This is a genomic window from Ensifer adhaerens (assembly GCF_028993555.1).
Taxonomy (GTDB): domain Bacteria; phylum Pseudomonadota; class Alphaproteobacteria; order Rhizobiales; family Rhizobiaceae; genus Ensifer; species Ensifer adhaerens_I.
In genome coordinates, this window is sequence record NZ_CP118611.1 from 692,572 (window position 1) to 705,108 (window position 12,537).

At 59.6% G+C, this 12,537-nt stretch carries 14 protein-coding genes; 12 read left to right on the forward strand and 2 right to left on the reverse strand.

The window, feature by feature from the left end; genetic code table 11:
* Window positions 1-9: 9 nt before the first annotated feature.
* From PWG15_RS23565 to PWG15_RS23575, 3 genes are read left to right on the forward strand one after another with little or no spacing between them, the layout of a single operon-like run.
* Window positions 10-744, forward strand: coding sequence for an SDR family oxidoreductase (locus PWG15_RS23565; protein ID WP_275026460.1), 735 nt, complete (start codon window positions 10-12; stop codon window positions 742-744).
* A gap of 26 nt (window positions 745-770) precedes the next feature.
* Complete coding sequence (locus PWG15_RS23570) at window positions 771-1,616, forward strand: fumarylacetoacetate hydrolase family protein (protein WP_275026461.1); 846 nt, start codon at window positions 771-773, stop codon at window positions 1,614-1,616.
* A gap of 19 nt (window positions 1,617-1,635) precedes the next feature.
* Window positions 1,636-2,913 carry an L-fuconate dehydratase gene (locus tag PWG15_RS23575; protein ID WP_275026462.1) on the forward strand — a complete coding sequence of 426 codons (1,278 nt, stop codon included), beginning with the start codon at window positions 1,636-1,638 and terminating at the stop codon, window positions 2,911-2,913.
* Window positions 2,914-3,122: 209 nt separating this feature from the next.
* On the opposite strand, the gene PWG15_RS23580 is transcribed toward PWG15_RS23575, so the two are convergent.
* On the reverse strand, window positions 3,123-3,497 hold the full coding sequence (locus PWG15_RS23580; RefSeq protein ID WP_275026464.1) for a VOC family protein: 375 nt from the start codon (window positions 3,495-3,497) through the stop codon (window positions 3,123-3,125).
* Between the two features lie 368 nt (window positions 3,498-3,865).
* The gene (locus PWG15_RS23585; RefSeq protein ID WP_275026465.1) at window positions 3,866-4,387 is read right to left on the reverse strand and encodes an A24 family peptidase; all 522 of its coding nucleotides are present in this window, start codon (window positions 4,385-4,387) and stop codon (window positions 3,866-3,868) included.
* A gap of 331 nt (window positions 4,388-4,718) precedes the next feature.
* On the opposite strand from PWG15_RS23585, the gene PWG15_RS23590 reads away from it, so the two are divergent.
* The 9 genes from PWG15_RS23590 (at window position 4,719) to PWG15_RS23630 (ending at window position 12,439) form a co-directional block, all read left to right on the forward strand.
* Window positions 4,719-4,913, forward strand: coding sequence for a hypothetical protein (locus PWG15_RS23590; RefSeq protein ID WP_275026466.1), 195 nt, complete (start codon window positions 4,719-4,721; stop codon window positions 4,911-4,913).
* A gap of 93 nt (window positions 4,914-5,006) precedes the next feature.
* Window positions 5,007-6,008 (forward strand): Flp pilus assembly protein CpaB, encoded by a 1,002-nt coding sequence (gene cpaB, locus PWG15_RS23595; RefSeq protein WP_275026468.1) that lies wholly within the window; start codon window positions 5,007-5,009, stop codon window positions 6,006-6,008.
* Between the two features lie 62 nt (window positions 6,009-6,070).
* Window positions 6,071-7,558 (forward strand): type II and III secretion system protein family protein, encoded by a 1,488-nt coding sequence (locus tag PWG15_RS23600; RefSeq protein ID WP_275026469.1) that lies wholly within the window; start codon window positions 6,071-6,073, stop codon window positions 7,556-7,558.
* The gene (locus tag PWG15_RS23605; protein WP_425536808.1) at window positions 7,539-7,844 is read left to right on the forward strand and encodes a hypothetical protein; all 306 of its coding nucleotides are present in this window, start codon (window positions 7,539-7,541) and stop codon (window positions 7,842-7,844) included. Before PWG15_RS23600 ends, PWG15_RS23605 begins: the two co-directional genes overlap by 20 nt.
* Before the next feature lie 97 nt (window positions 7,845-7,941).
* Window positions 7,942-9,564: a TadE/TadG family type IV pilus assembly protein gene (locus PWG15_RS23610; RefSeq protein WP_275026471.1), complete on the forward strand. Its 1,623-nt coding sequence runs from the start codon at window positions 7,942-7,944 to the stop codon at window positions 9,562-9,564.
* The gene (locus PWG15_RS23615) at window positions 9,564-10,046 is read left to right on the forward strand and encodes a TadE/TadG family type IV pilus assembly protein (RefSeq protein WP_425536829.1); all 483 of its coding nucleotides are present in this window, start codon (window positions 9,564-9,566) and stop codon (window positions 10,044-10,046) included. Before PWG15_RS23610 ends, PWG15_RS23615 begins: the two co-directional genes overlap by 1 nt.
* Window positions 10,040-10,663: a TadE/TadG family type IV pilus assembly protein gene (locus PWG15_RS23620; protein WP_275026473.1), complete on the forward strand. Its 624-nt coding sequence runs from the start codon at window positions 10,040-10,042 to the stop codon at window positions 10,661-10,663. Before PWG15_RS23615 ends, PWG15_RS23620 begins: the two co-directional genes overlap by 7 nt.
* A 28-nt stretch (window positions 10,664-10,691) precedes the next feature.
* Window positions 10,692-11,834 carry a pilus assembly protein gene (locus PWG15_RS23625; protein WP_275026474.1) on the forward strand — a complete coding sequence of 381 codons (1,143 nt, stop codon included), beginning with the start codon at window positions 10,692-10,694 and terminating at the stop codon, window positions 11,832-11,834.
* Between the two features lie 26 nt (window positions 11,835-11,860).
* Complete coding sequence (locus tag PWG15_RS23630) at window positions 11,861-12,439, forward strand: L,D-transpeptidase (RefSeq protein ID WP_275027188.1); 579 nt, start codon at window positions 11,861-11,863, stop codon at window positions 12,437-12,439.
* The last annotated feature ends 98 nt before the right edge of the window (window positions 12,440-12,537 follow it).

Sequence of the window (12,537 nt, forward strand, 5' to 3'; positions counted from 1 at the left end):
GGATCGAGAATGACAGCGGATCTTAAAGGCAAGGTCGTCCTGATTACGGCCGCCGCCCAAGGAATCGGCCGCGCTTCGGCGCTCGCCTTCGTCAGGGCAGGAGCCAAGGTACACGCGACCGATATCAACGTTGACGCGCTTGCAGCGCTTGCCAAGGAGGCGGATGTCGAAACGCACCGGCTCGACGTGCTCGACACACAAGCCGTCGAAACGCTGGTGGCGAAGATCGGCGCCGTCGATGTGCTCTTCAACTGCGCCGGCTTCGTTCACGCCGGCTCGATCCTGGAGATGGAGGATTCGGATCTGGAGTTCGCCCTCGACCTCAACGTCAAGGCGATGATCCGCACCATTCGTGCGGTGCTTCCTGGCATGCTGGCGCGCAAGGATGGCGCGATCATCAACATGGCTTCGGTCGCATCCAGCATCAAGGGCGTGCCCAACCGCTTCGCCTATGGCGTCACCAAGGCGGCCGTCATTGGCCTCACCAAGGCTGTTGCCGCCGACTATGTGTCGCAGGGTATTCGCTGCAACGCCATCTGCCCGGGTACGGTCGAGAGCCCGTCCCTGCAGGACCGCATGCGCGCGCAGGGTGACTATGAGACGGCGCGCGCCGCCTTCATCGCCCGCCAGCCGATGGGGCGCCTCGGCACCCCGGAAGAGATCGCTGACCTTGCGGTCCATCTTGCCGGCGCGACCTATACGACGGGCCAGGCCTATGCCATCGATGGCGGTTGGACCATCTGACAACACAGGAAGCAGGAAAGAAATCCATGAAACTCCTTCGTTATGGCCTCCCGGGCCAGGAAAAGCCTGGTATCCTCGACGCAAACGGCACCTTGCGCGACCTCTCGGGCCACGTCGCCGATTTCTCTGGCGCGGCGCTTGATCCCGACAGGCTCGCCGAACTCAAGGCGCTCGATCTCGCCGGCCTGCCGGCCGTCGACGGCAATCAGCGGCTCGGGCACTGCGTCGCCGGTACCGGAAAGTTCATCTGCATCGGCCTCAACTATTCCGACCATGCCGCCGAGACCGGCGCCAAGGTGCCGTCCGAGCCGATCATCTTCATGAAGGCGACCTCGGCGATCGTCGGCCCGAACGATGACCTGCTCATCCCGCGCGGTTCGACCAAGACCGACTGGGAAGTGGAGCTCGGTGTCGTCATCGGCCGCAAGGCGAAGTACGTCAGCGAAGCGGAAGCCCTCGACTACGTCGCCGGCTACTGCGTCGTTCACGACGTCTCCGAGCGCGCGTTTCAGATCGAGCGCCAGGGCCAGTGGACCAAGGGCAAGTCCTGCGACACCTTTGGTCCCACCGGCCCGTGGCTTGTGACCAAGGACGAAGTGCCGGATCCGCAGAAACTGCCGATGTGGCTGAAGGTCAACGGCGAGACCATGCAGAACGGTTCGACGAAGACCATGGTCTACGGCGTCGCCCATCTCGTTTCGTACCTGTCGCAGTTCATGTCGCTGCAGCCTGGCGACATCATCTCCACCGGGACGCCGCCCGGCGTCGGCATGGGCATGAAGCCGCCGCGTTACCTCAAGGCCGGCGACGTCGTCGAACTCGGCATCGAGGGTCTCGGCAGCCAGAAGCAGTCCGTTCGCGCGGACGATTGATACATAGACTGGAGTGACCATGACCCGCATCACTGATCTGCGCGTCTTCGACCTGCGCTTTCCGACCTCACAGAGCCTTGACGGTTCCGATGCGATGAACCCGGACCCGGATTATTCCGCGGCCTATGTCATCCTCGACACGGACAGGGAGGGTGTTGCGGGCCATGGTCTCACCTTCACCATCGGCCGGGGCAACGACATCTGCTGCATGGCGATCAAGGCCATGCGGCACCTGATCGTCGGCCAGGATACCGCCGACATCCTCGCCCACCCCGGCCGCTTCTGGCGGCACCTGACGGGTGACAGCCAGTTGCGCTGGATCGGCCCGGAGAAGGGGGCGATGCACCTGGCGACCGGCGCCGTGGTCAACGCCGTCTGGGATCTGCTCGCCAAGGAAGCGGGCAAGCCCGTCTGGCGGCTGGTCGCCGACATGTCGCCGGAAGAGATCGCCGACATCGTCGACTACCGGTACATGACGGATGTGCTGACGCGTGACGAAGCGGTCGCGATCTTGCGCAAGGCCGAGCCCGGCAAGGCTAAGCGTATCGCGACACTGGAGAGGGAAGGCTACGCTTGCTACACGACGTCGGCCGGTTGGCTCGGTTATGACGACGAAAAGCTCAGGCGCCTCGCTCAGGAGGCGATCGACGAGGGCTTCAACCACATCAAGATGAAGGTCGGCCGCGATCTTGCCGATGATATCCGGCGGTTGACGATCGCGCGCGAGGTGATCGGGCCCGACCGCTACCTGATGATCGACGCCAACCAGGTCTGGGAGGTCGGCGAGGCGATCGACTGGGTCAAGCAACTCGCCTTTGCCAAGCCCTTCTTCATCGAGGAGCCGACGAGCCCCGACGACGTCGCCGGGCACCGCAAGATTCGCGAGGCGATCGGACCGGTGAAGGTCGCAACTGGCGAGATGTGCCAGAACCGCATCATGTTCAAGCAGTTCATCGCCGAGGGCGCGATCGATATCGTCCAGATCGACTCGTGCCGCATGGGAGGCTTGAACGAGGTGCTGGCGGTTCTGCTCGTTGCTGCCAAATACGGACTGCCGGTCTGGCCACATGCCGGCGGCGTCGGCCTTTGCGAATATGTCCAGCACCTGTCGATGATCGACTATGTTGCCGTCTCCGGCACCAAGGAAGGCCGTGTGATCGAATATGTCGACCATCTGCACGAGCACTTCCTCGATCCCTGCGTGATCGAAAACGCCGCCTACATGCCACCGCAGCGGCCCGGGTTCTCGATCGAGATGAAGCCTCAATCGATCGCCGATTACACGTTTACCGGCTAGCGCAAGAGATTAACCCGGCGTTGGCATCGACCGCGCGCATTTCGGCGTCGTTTTCATCGCCAACTTGACGATCGGCGGCATTACGCCGCCGATCTCATGGTCGGCCCTCAGTGCCGTCAGCATGGAGGGCGCCTACGTCATCTCCTGCGGGCGCAGGTCATGCGGAGCCGATGATACTCCGGCCTGTTCGGGGCCGTCCGCTCCGTTGGTTAGGCTTCTCGTTCGTGGCAGACCGCTTCGATGTTATGCCCGTCCGGGCAAAGCACGAAGGCCGCATAATAGTTCGCGTGGTAGCGCGGGCGCAGACCCGGCGCACCATTGTCTTTGCCGCCTGCATCCAAAGCGGCACGGTAGAAAGCGTCGACTTGCTCGCGAGTCTCGGCCGCGAATGCCAGATGAAGATGCGCAGGCTTCTCATCGGTCTGGTGCAGGCACAATGAAGCCTTGCCCTTCGAACTGAGTTCGACACCGTACGAAGGTTCGCCCTCGGCTATGATGGCTACGCCGAGCGGTTCGAGTGCTCGAAGGTAGAAGGCCTTGCTGGCTTCAAAGTCGGTGACGCCGAATTTGACATGGTCAAACATGAGTTCTCCTGAAGTGCGTGATCCTGCCTGACGGTGGGGCCTGCGATGCTGCCCGCGATCCAAATCGGTCTTTCCGCGATTTGATCAGGTCTAGATGGCATGTCTGAAGGAACGCTGGCAAGGAAGGGAGCGGGGAACTCGATGGCAACCGACCCGCCGACCGATCAGCCGATCGGGCGCTGCCAGCGCACCAGATCCGCGAAATCAGCCGGACCCTGTATCAGACGTTTGCCCGATTGGTGCTCGTCCGTGGTGTCTTATCCAAGCTGTGGTGATGCCGATAGGTCGATCAACCGAGAGGGGCGGCCTGTTGTTTGGAGTGCTTGGCGAACTTCTCGTACCGAGCCGGAGTGGTTCGGCAAGCTCCTCTAGGTCTGGCGGTGTCGGAGGGCCATCGTGACGAGCGTGCCAAAGACCATGATGACGCCGTAGGGAATCTTGCGGCTCGTGCGGATCTCCTCGATGCGCATGGCCACAGCATAGTGCGCGAATGCCAGTGGCACCGGCAGTCTCAGAGCCACCATCGTCAGGATCCCGCCGATCAGCAGGAAAACGGCGAACGGGAGCATGCCGTGCCAGCCGACGAAGAGGCCAATCGGCAGGAATAGCTTGGCGTCACCCGCGCCGAACAGCCGAAAGGCCCAAAGGGCTACGCCAAGGGTGAAGAGCAAAAGACCGGCGCCGACCTCCCCGCCGATGCCGTCAAGCGAGAAGAGCGTCGCACCGATGTCCTGCGTTGTCGTGAGCCGGACGATTGCGCCGAGCGCGTAGATGGTGATGAGCGCGAGGATCGCTCCGTTCGGAATACGCCAGCGTTGGAAGTCGCTCCAAGCCGCGTAGAAGAAAACCAGCGTAGCAACCAATGGGATTATGTTGATCGCATCGCTCATGTTTCGTTGGCTCCAGACGATTCCTGATGTCGCGAGTGATTGCCCAGATCTTCCGCTGATTAGTTTAAGAAGTCACGAAGGGAAAAACTCAAGAAATATTGCGTGATGTCACGATCCCGTAAACTTTGTCTCAAATACCCTTAAAATGTGAGGGATTACGATTTTAACCATACCCCGGAGATGTTTCAGACTCGATCGTATTAGAAGTTGACGATATAGTAATTAAGGGATTATTAATTATCTCAGTCAAAGAGGCGGTCTCGATGACAGGCGGGGGCCGGGGAACATAAGCGGTCACGCGAAAGGTATACTGTGTAGGAGGTAATTCTCGATGAAAGCACTTTTGAATAAAGTCCGCGCTTTCGCGCGGGAAGAAGACGGCGTAGCGCTGACTGAATACCTTATTCTGCTCGGCCTTCTCGTTGGTGGGGTAATTTTTTCGGTAGGCACCATCGGAACCCAACTTGATACTTACTGGGGTGAGTGGGCGACGTATTTTACCAATAATGATATGGGCGCGCCGTAATGCTGAGTTCGAGAGAGGGGGGTTTGTTAACCCCTCTCTCGTATTTTAGTAATTGTCGATAAGGCTATTTTGATAAAGTATGGAGTATCGGCGATGCGCTCCTCGACGATTATCAGTCTCGTTGTCGCTCTTCTACTAGCTGGCGCTGCGGTTTTCGCCACGCGCACGTATCTCGCTGATCAAAGGGCGCGGCTTGCGGCAAACGGCGGTGCGAAATCCTCGGAAAAGATGCTTGTTGTTGCCGCTAAGGGCATGCGCTTCGGCGATCGGGTGCGTCCAGAAAATCTCAAGGCCATTCCGTGGCCCTCGGAGGAAAGGCCTGAGGGTTCCTTCCTGGCGATCGAAGCGGTTCTCGGCGACAAGGACGAGCCGCGTTATGCCATGGAGGCGATAGATCCAGGCGAACCTGTGTTGGCGTCGAAGATCACTGGCGCTGGCGAACGCGCCACCCTTTCGGCCGCCCTCGATCAGGGGATGAAGGCCGTTTCTATCCGTGTCAACGACGTGCTCGGTGTTGCCGGTTTCGTGCGCCCCTCGGATCGGGTCGACGTACTCCTGACTCGCGTGATCCGCAACACCAAGAGCGGCAGCGAGCAGACTTCCGTGGACGTTCTGTTGCAGGGAGTGAAGGTGCTCGCCGTCGACCAGACGGCTGACGAGCGTAAGGACGAGCCTTCGGTTGTCAAAACCGTCACCTTCGAGGTGACGACCGACGAGGCGCAGCGCCTGACGCTTGGTGCCAATATTGGCACGCTCTCGCTCACACTTCGTAACATTGCCTCGGCTTCCGTCGAGCAGACCCGGCCGATTACAGTAGCGGATCTCGGCGGTGGCCCCATCGCCGCTGAACTCGCGCAAAATTCAGACGACGGGCGATTCGATCTGATTGAGCGCATGGTCCGCAAGGTCGGCGAGGACCTCGGAGGCCGGATCAATTCCGTCGAAAGCAAGATGAATACGCCAGTGCGCGAAAAACAGGTGCAAATTGTCGAGCGAAATGTCGAGCCGGTCTTGCCGGCAGAGCCGAAGTGGGCGACCGTCGGTGTCTGGAGCACGAACAAACGGGAAGAATACCGGGTGGGGCAGATCCAGTAACGGGAAATTCAACCTACCTGCTGGGTAGGGCCAACTTCGAGGAGAGGGGGACGTACGCCGAAATGTTGAGGGGAAGCATAAAAAATAAGGCAAGACGCAGGGCCTTGGCGGCCACTGTTGCGCTTGTTTCGGCCTGCAGCTTTTGGGCTCCAGGTCTAATTGGTTCGGCGGACGCGCAGGAGAAGTTCATCAATCTTGGCGGGTCGGTTCAGCAGGTGGTGCTGCCACCAAACGACACGATAACGATCGCGACTGGCAAGCCTTTCGGAGATCTCGTGATCGGAAGTGCTGATCTCATTGATGTGGTGCCACTCTCTGACAAGTCGCTTTTCATCCGCGGAAAGAAGACCGGGGCGACAAACATCTCTGTCTATGGCGACGACAAGAAGCTCCTGGGCGTCATCGACATCCGCGTCGCCAGCGATTTCAGCGAGGTGGCATCGGCGATCCGCTCGGCCTCGCCGGGGTCACAGGTCCGGGTGATCAACTCCAATGATCGTATCCGTCTGACTGGAATCGTGCGCGATGCTACGGAACTGCAGCGCGTGCTTGAAATCGCCCAGTCCTATTCGGACCAACCCGTTCTCAACCAGTTGCGTGTGAACGACTCCCAGCAGGTTATGCTGGAAGTTCGGGTGATCGAGGCGTCGCGTCAAACCGGTCGCGACCTCGGCATCGGTTGGGCAGGGGCGGGCAGGAATGGCATCGGGAAGGCGACGACCAGCCAGGGCATCGGGGTCAAGGACGGCACGCTGGTCCGTACTCTGACAGATGCGGCCGGCGCTGCGACCGGCATGCAACCCTTTGGTCAACTGATTGCGAAGGTTCTCGAGATCTCCGGCGGCCAGATCGACGTCGTCATCAACGCCCTCGAACAAAAGGGTCTGGTGCGACGCCTCGCACAACCAAACCTGATAGCGATGAGCGGTGAAACCGCAAGCTTTCATGCCGGTGGTGAAGTGCCGATCCAGACGACCGTGGCCAACGGCGCGACGGTAGCGACGCAGACCGACTATCGTCCTTTCGGTGTGCGGTTGACATTTACACCCGTAGTCCTTGACGGCGGGCTCATTAGCCTGAGGGTTGAGCCGGAAGTTTCCGAACTCGACACATCGATCAACGTTAATGGCAATCCCGGCTTTATTTCACGCGCCGCGAAGACCACTGTAGCGTTGCGCGACGGGCAGAGTTTTGCCATGGCCGGTCTACTGCAATCGATTAATTCGAAAGATATTCAGCAGCTTCCGGGCTTGGGGCAGTTGCCGGTGATCGGGGCGCTCTTCCGCTCCACGAGCTTCCTGAAGCGTGAATCCGATCTCGTGATTGTCGTGACTCCGCACATCGTGCGGCCGGCGGCACCGGGCGAGGCGCTCTATACTCCGCTTGATCAGACGCGTTCATCGAATGACGCTGAGCTTTTTGCGCTCGGTGTTTTGGAGGTCGACAAAGACATGCTTCGCCGATTCCGCAATGGCGAAGGCGTCACCGGGCCCTATGGCCATAGACTGGATCTCGATACGGGAGGTGCCCTTGCTGTTGTTAAGAGGTAAGCGCGCAATCCTGGTTTTAGCGGCGGCAAGCCTTATGTCCGGCTGCGCGGACTACATGAACCACAGGGATACGATCACCTTCGGGCTTGGAAACGCCGTTGAGGCCAACAAAGCAATTCACATTCAGGATCCGTTCCCGCGGGTGGCGCAGAACACGCGGATCGCGACTGACGGCAAGGTGGTGAGCAGAGCCATACGCGGTTATCAGGGGGGCGGGGGGCCGCCCGCGATGATCATTCCGGCGCCTGCGCAGATGGGCGGCAATGGGGCGGCGTCCGTCAACTGACGGGCGTGGGAAATTGATACGGCGGAAGTGCCGGAAAGGAATGCAAATAGAACAGCGCGACACGTCGGTGAACCGCCGCGATCGGAGAGGCATATCTATGCTAAACAGGGCAATCAACAGGTTCTGGGAAGACCGACGAGGTTACGTCATCGCGTTGACGCTCATTGCTATGCCGCTGCTGCTCGGCATGTCACTTATCGTCATCGATGTCGGCCGCAATGCCAATCTTCATACCGACCTTCAGAATGCGGTCGATGCCATGGCACTGGCGGGAGCGCGCGAACTCGACGGCCGCGACAATGCGATCGAGCGCGCGCAAGAAGCGATCGAAAAGCTGGCCAACACCGCGGCCTTTGGTGGCGGCGGGGCCGACTTCTCGCTCGGCTCTTATATCACCGTGTCCTATGACGCGGCAAATGATGCCGCCAGCACGGTAACGGTCACGTTTCTGAAAGGCATTCCCGGTGACGGCTCTTTCGGGGGAGACGACGACGATCCGATCACCGAGGCGATGGTGACGACGGACTCAAACGAGGCAGGGTATGCTTGGGTGAGATCCAAGGACCAGGCGATGCAGACGATCTTCCCGCTGCCCGTTGGACTTAATCGCGGTACCATCAATGTGTCTGCCGACGCGGTGGCAGCCTATCGTGTCAGTGCCTGCGATGTTACGCCGATTTTTATCTGCAATCCTTATGAGCCAGGAGGTAACAACAGTTCGGCCGTCGGGGAACAGGCGGCCGAGCAGTTGCACAATAAGTTCTCCGCCGGCGATCTCTATGGTGTACAGATCGAACTTCACAGCACGGCCTCCTCCAATCCCGGACCTGGCAATTTCGGTTTTTTGAGAACTCCATTGGGTAATGGCGCATCTGTATTGGCAGAGGCTCTTGCGACAGGCAATCCAGGTACGTGTTACACAAAAGATAATCTCGACACCGAGACGGGTGCTAAGGCCGGGCCGGTTGAGGACGGCGTGAATACGCGCTTTGGTTTCTACTCCTCGTCGTTCAACAAGGTGCGGGACGACTCTCGCTATCGCCCGGCACAAAACGTGCGATCAGCGCAGAGCCAAACGGGCAACGCCAATAAGCAGTGCGATACCTACAACCCGATAGTGTCGGGAGGCACGATTGGGGACGTCACGAAGGCGGTGCCGCTTGGCTATGGTGCAACCATGACGGCAATGGGAGGCGGCAAAATCAGCAGCGGCAACAATTGGAACTACACTACCTACTGGAATGTCGCACAGGGCGGCGCGGCACCGTCTGTTACAGCCGTCCTTAGCAACTATTCGAGCTATCCGAGTGGCGGTGCCTCGACACCGAGCCGACCGTCCGCCTACGACGTCTATCGCTACGAACTCAATAACCCGTCGCTGATCAGCCATGCTTCAGCGAGCGGGGAAAAAGGTACACCACTCACGGGCGGACAATGCTACACGGGGCCAGCGCTCTCGAATTATACCGCGGACGAGTACGGCGATCGCCGCGAGATCTTCGCAGCAATCGTTAACTGCGGCTATGAAGCGTCTCAAGGCCACCTCAACGGCCACAAAGCCACGCAAGCTGTTGCCTTCGCACGCATGTTCTTGACGAAGCCCGCGGTTAAGGCAAATAGCGAACGTTATCTCTCTTTGGAGATGATCGACATCACTGGGAAGGGTGGGCGCGGCACGCTTGACGAGTTCCTGCGCGAAGAAGCGGAGCTTGTCCGATGATTATCGCTCTGCGAAAACTCATCTCTGATAGATTCCGTCACAGCTTCTGGCAGAGCGATGACGGGGCCGTGTTGACCGAAGCGCTGATTGCGGTGCCCTTCATTACGATATTCGCGGCCGGTATTCTCGAGTTCGGCAACATTTTCTGGGAGCGAATGCAGATTGACGCCGGGCTTAGAGATGCGGGCCGCTACCTCGCGAGGTGTCGGCCGGATTCTGGGACCTACGACCCGACATGCGATGCGGCAACTGCAAAGATGATCGCGTTCTATGGGACGCAGAGCCCCGCCGCCGGCGCTACCTTACGCGTCAGCGGCTGGGGTCCCGACCTCGCCGATATCACGATCGTTCCCGTCGATGCCGATGGCACGATCAGGGTGCAAACCTCACATGTCTATCAGAACTCGCCGATCTTTTCCTGGCTCGGTATCGATCAAATCACGATCAGCTCCTCCCACGAAGAGAGGTTTATCGGATGGTAGCCCATCGACCGCCCGTCAACTTCTGGAAGGATCAGAACGGTGTGACACTCACCGAAGGGCTAATAACGCTACCGCTTGTACTTCTAGTGTTTGCGGCCTTCGTCGAGTTCGGTTACGCGATGTCGCAATGGAACCAGACCGTGAAGGCGCTGCAATTTGGTGCCCGTCTTGCCGCTGTGTCCGATCCTCTTACTAGCGACTTCACCGAGGTTTTTCCGACCGATGCCGACAATCCTCTAAACAACGGCGACGCGACCCCGAACGACGCGGGGATATCATCCACTTGCGGCCCGAACCTTGCCAATTGCAGCGGCGCATTGACCCGAATTGTCATGGGAAGCGACGGTATCTGCGGGGTGGTGGGAGACCCGAATCCGGGAATCTGCGATCTCAATTGGCGGATCCAGCCGGCAAACCTGGTGGTGACCTATCAGCGTTCGGGGCTCGGTTACTGGGGGCGGCCGAACGGACCGGTGCTGACCATGCGGCTGGAAGTGCGCGACGTGACATTCGACTTGCCACTTCTCGGCGCTTTGCTGGGATTGGATCAGATCGAGGTACCCGCTCACGCGGTAACACTGACCACGGAAGACCTCGAGACATGTTCAAGCTGCTGAGTCCTTCAATATTGCGTGGGGGAGCGAGATGACCGCACATATGAGCTTTGCAACCACCAACAAAATCCTCGTTCTTTCCGACGACGCGGCGGCGGCCAGCCTGATGCTTGACACGTTCGGGTCGCTATCGCGTTATGAAGCGCACCACTTGGCACTAAGCACGCTTGCCGAGGCGGGGCGGGTGGATCCGACGCAGTTTAACCTGATCGTGCTCGACGTCGACTGCGGCGACATGCTCTGTCGGCCGGAGATTTTTGCGTTTCGTGCCAGCCATCGCAATATTCCGATGGTGATCGTTTCCGAGGTTCTGTCAGACGAACTAATGCGGCCGCTATTTCGGCTGAATGGTGACGACTGGCTGAAAAAGCCGCTCGAACGCCGTGCACTGATCGAGATGATCTCGACCCATGCGCCAGGCGTCGACGGGAACGAAAGTCGCGTTCATGCCATCGTTGCTGCCGTAGGCGGTGCTGGTGCGAGCGTCATTTCCTCGTCGCTTGCCCATCTGCTGGCGCAGCCGAGGAAAGGCGTCGCGCCACGTGTTGGTCTGTTCGATCTGGATTTCTCGTCCGGATCGCTCGGGTACTACCTCAACCTTCTCAACGACTACGATCTGAAGACCGTCATCGCCAATCCAGCGCGTGTCGATCTTGAATTCATCGATCTCGTACGCAAGCGTCACGCCGGTGGTTTCACGCTGCTGTCGTTCAAGCAACCGTCCGTTCTGCTCGAAGCCAAAGGAGCCGAGCTAGTGCTGCGCATGCTGGATGTCGCCGCCTTCGAGAGCGATCACTTGGTGATCGACGTTCCCTACTACGAAACCCCCTGGAAGGGCGAGGTGCTGGCCTCAGTCAACAGCGTTTCTATCGTCACCGAAATGACGATTCCGGCACTCCATCAGGCTAAGGATCTTTTCGTGGATCTCGTGCGGCAGCGCGGCAATGCCGACTCGATCCAGGTGGTCATCAACAAGTATCATACCAAGCTCTTCAGCCTCGGGGTGCGTCGCGAACAGGTAGACAAAGTGTTCAAGGATACGCATGCGCACATTATCCCATATGACTGGGACACGCTGAGCGAGGCGGTGAACCGCGGCGTTCTGCCCAACGAGGTCAATTCGCGCTCGCCCTTCTGCGGTGCCATCGGCAAGCTTGGAGCCCTCGTCAGATGAGGAAAAGCTTGCGCAGCAGCAGATCGATGGACCGGAGCAGCGCTGGCTTCGGTCGCGGTCGGCCGACGTGGGCCGTTTTGCTCCTGAGTGTGCTGGCGCTCACGCCGGCTGCGACCGGAACATCGGCGGGCGGGACGGTGCCGCGCAATCTCGGGCCGAAAACGAGCACGGTCGTAGCGATCGAGAAAAGATATCCCACCGGCACGATTGTCGTCGGCAGTAAAGAGCGGACGCTCGATCTCGTCATCTCAAGCAACCGGGCGATCCGTTATCGGATCGGCGTCGGCCGCGACGGTTTTCGTTGGAGCGGGGTGGTGAAGGTCGGGCGAAAGGCGGAATGGCCCGACTGGCGGCCGCCGGCTGAGATGAAGGCGCGCGCACCGGAACTGCCGGCGCTTGTGCCTCCTGGTCCGTTCAACCCGCTGGGCGCCCGCGGCATTTATTTATACCGGGGGAGCGCCGACACGCTTTATCGCATTCACGGAACGAACGAACAGTCCACGGTCGGGCGGTTCGCGTCGTCAGGCTGTTTCCGCATGAGCAATGCCGACATCATCGATCTATACGAGCGGGTGAAGGTCGGAGCAACGGTGATCGTCAAATAGTCGAAGAAGGTAGCAAGCAATGGCAACCGGGTTCATTGGTCGTTTCTACAAGCAGCAGCCGGCGGATGACGAGAACGTTGGAAAAGCGCCTGAGCCTG

What these genes read in the sequence shown, in the direction of transcription:
- PWG15_RS23610 (WP_275026471.1), top strand. Translation starts at nt 7,942, where the DNA reads ATGCTAAACAGGGCAATCAACAGGTTCTGGGAAGACCGACGAGGTTAC.
- PWG15_RS23590 (WP_275026466.1), top strand. Translation starts at nt 4,719, where the DNA reads ATGAAAGCACTTTTGAATAAAGTCCGCGCTTTCGCGCGGGAAGAAGAC.
- PWG15_RS23575 (WP_275026462.1), top strand. Translation starts at nt 1,636, where the DNA reads ATGACCCGCATCACTGATCTGCGCGTCTTCGACCTGCGCTTTCCGACC.
- cpaB (WP_275026468.1), top strand. Translation starts at nt 5,007, where the DNA reads ATGCGCTCCTCGACGATTATCAGTCTCGTTGTCGCTCTTCTACTAGCT.
- PWG15_RS23630 (WP_275027188.1), top strand. Translation starts at nt 11,861, where the DNA reads ATGGACCGGAGCAGCGCTGGCTTCGGTCGCGGTCGGCCGACGTGGGCC.
- PWG15_RS23580 (WP_275026464.1), bottom strand. Translation starts at nt 3,497, where the DNA reads ATGTTTGACCATGTCAAATTCGGCGTCACCGACTTTGAAGCCAGCAAG.
- PWG15_RS23620 (WP_275026473.1), top strand. Translation starts at nt 10,040, where the DNA reads ATGGTAGCCCATCGACCGCCCGTCAACTTCTGGAAGGATCAGAACGGT.
- PWG15_RS23565 (WP_275026460.1), top strand. Translation starts at nt 10, where the DNA reads ATGACAGCGGATCTTAAAGGCAAGGTCGTCCTGATTACGGCCGCCGCC.
- PWG15_RS23600 (WP_275026469.1), top strand. Translation starts at nt 6,071, where the DNA reads ATGTTGAGGGGAAGCATAAAAAATAAGGCAAGACGCAGGGCCTTGGCG.
- PWG15_RS23570 (WP_275026461.1), top strand. Translation starts at nt 771, where the DNA reads ATGAAACTCCTTCGTTATGGCCTCCCGGGCCAGGAAAAGCCTGGTATC.
- PWG15_RS23625 (WP_275026474.1), top strand. Translation starts at nt 10,692, where the DNA reads ATGACCGCACATATGAGCTTTGCAACCACCAACAAAATCCTCGTTCTT.
- PWG15_RS23585 (WP_275026465.1), bottom strand. Translation starts at nt 4,387, where the DNA reads ATGAGCGATGCGATCAACATAATCCCATTGGTTGCTACGCTGGTTTTC.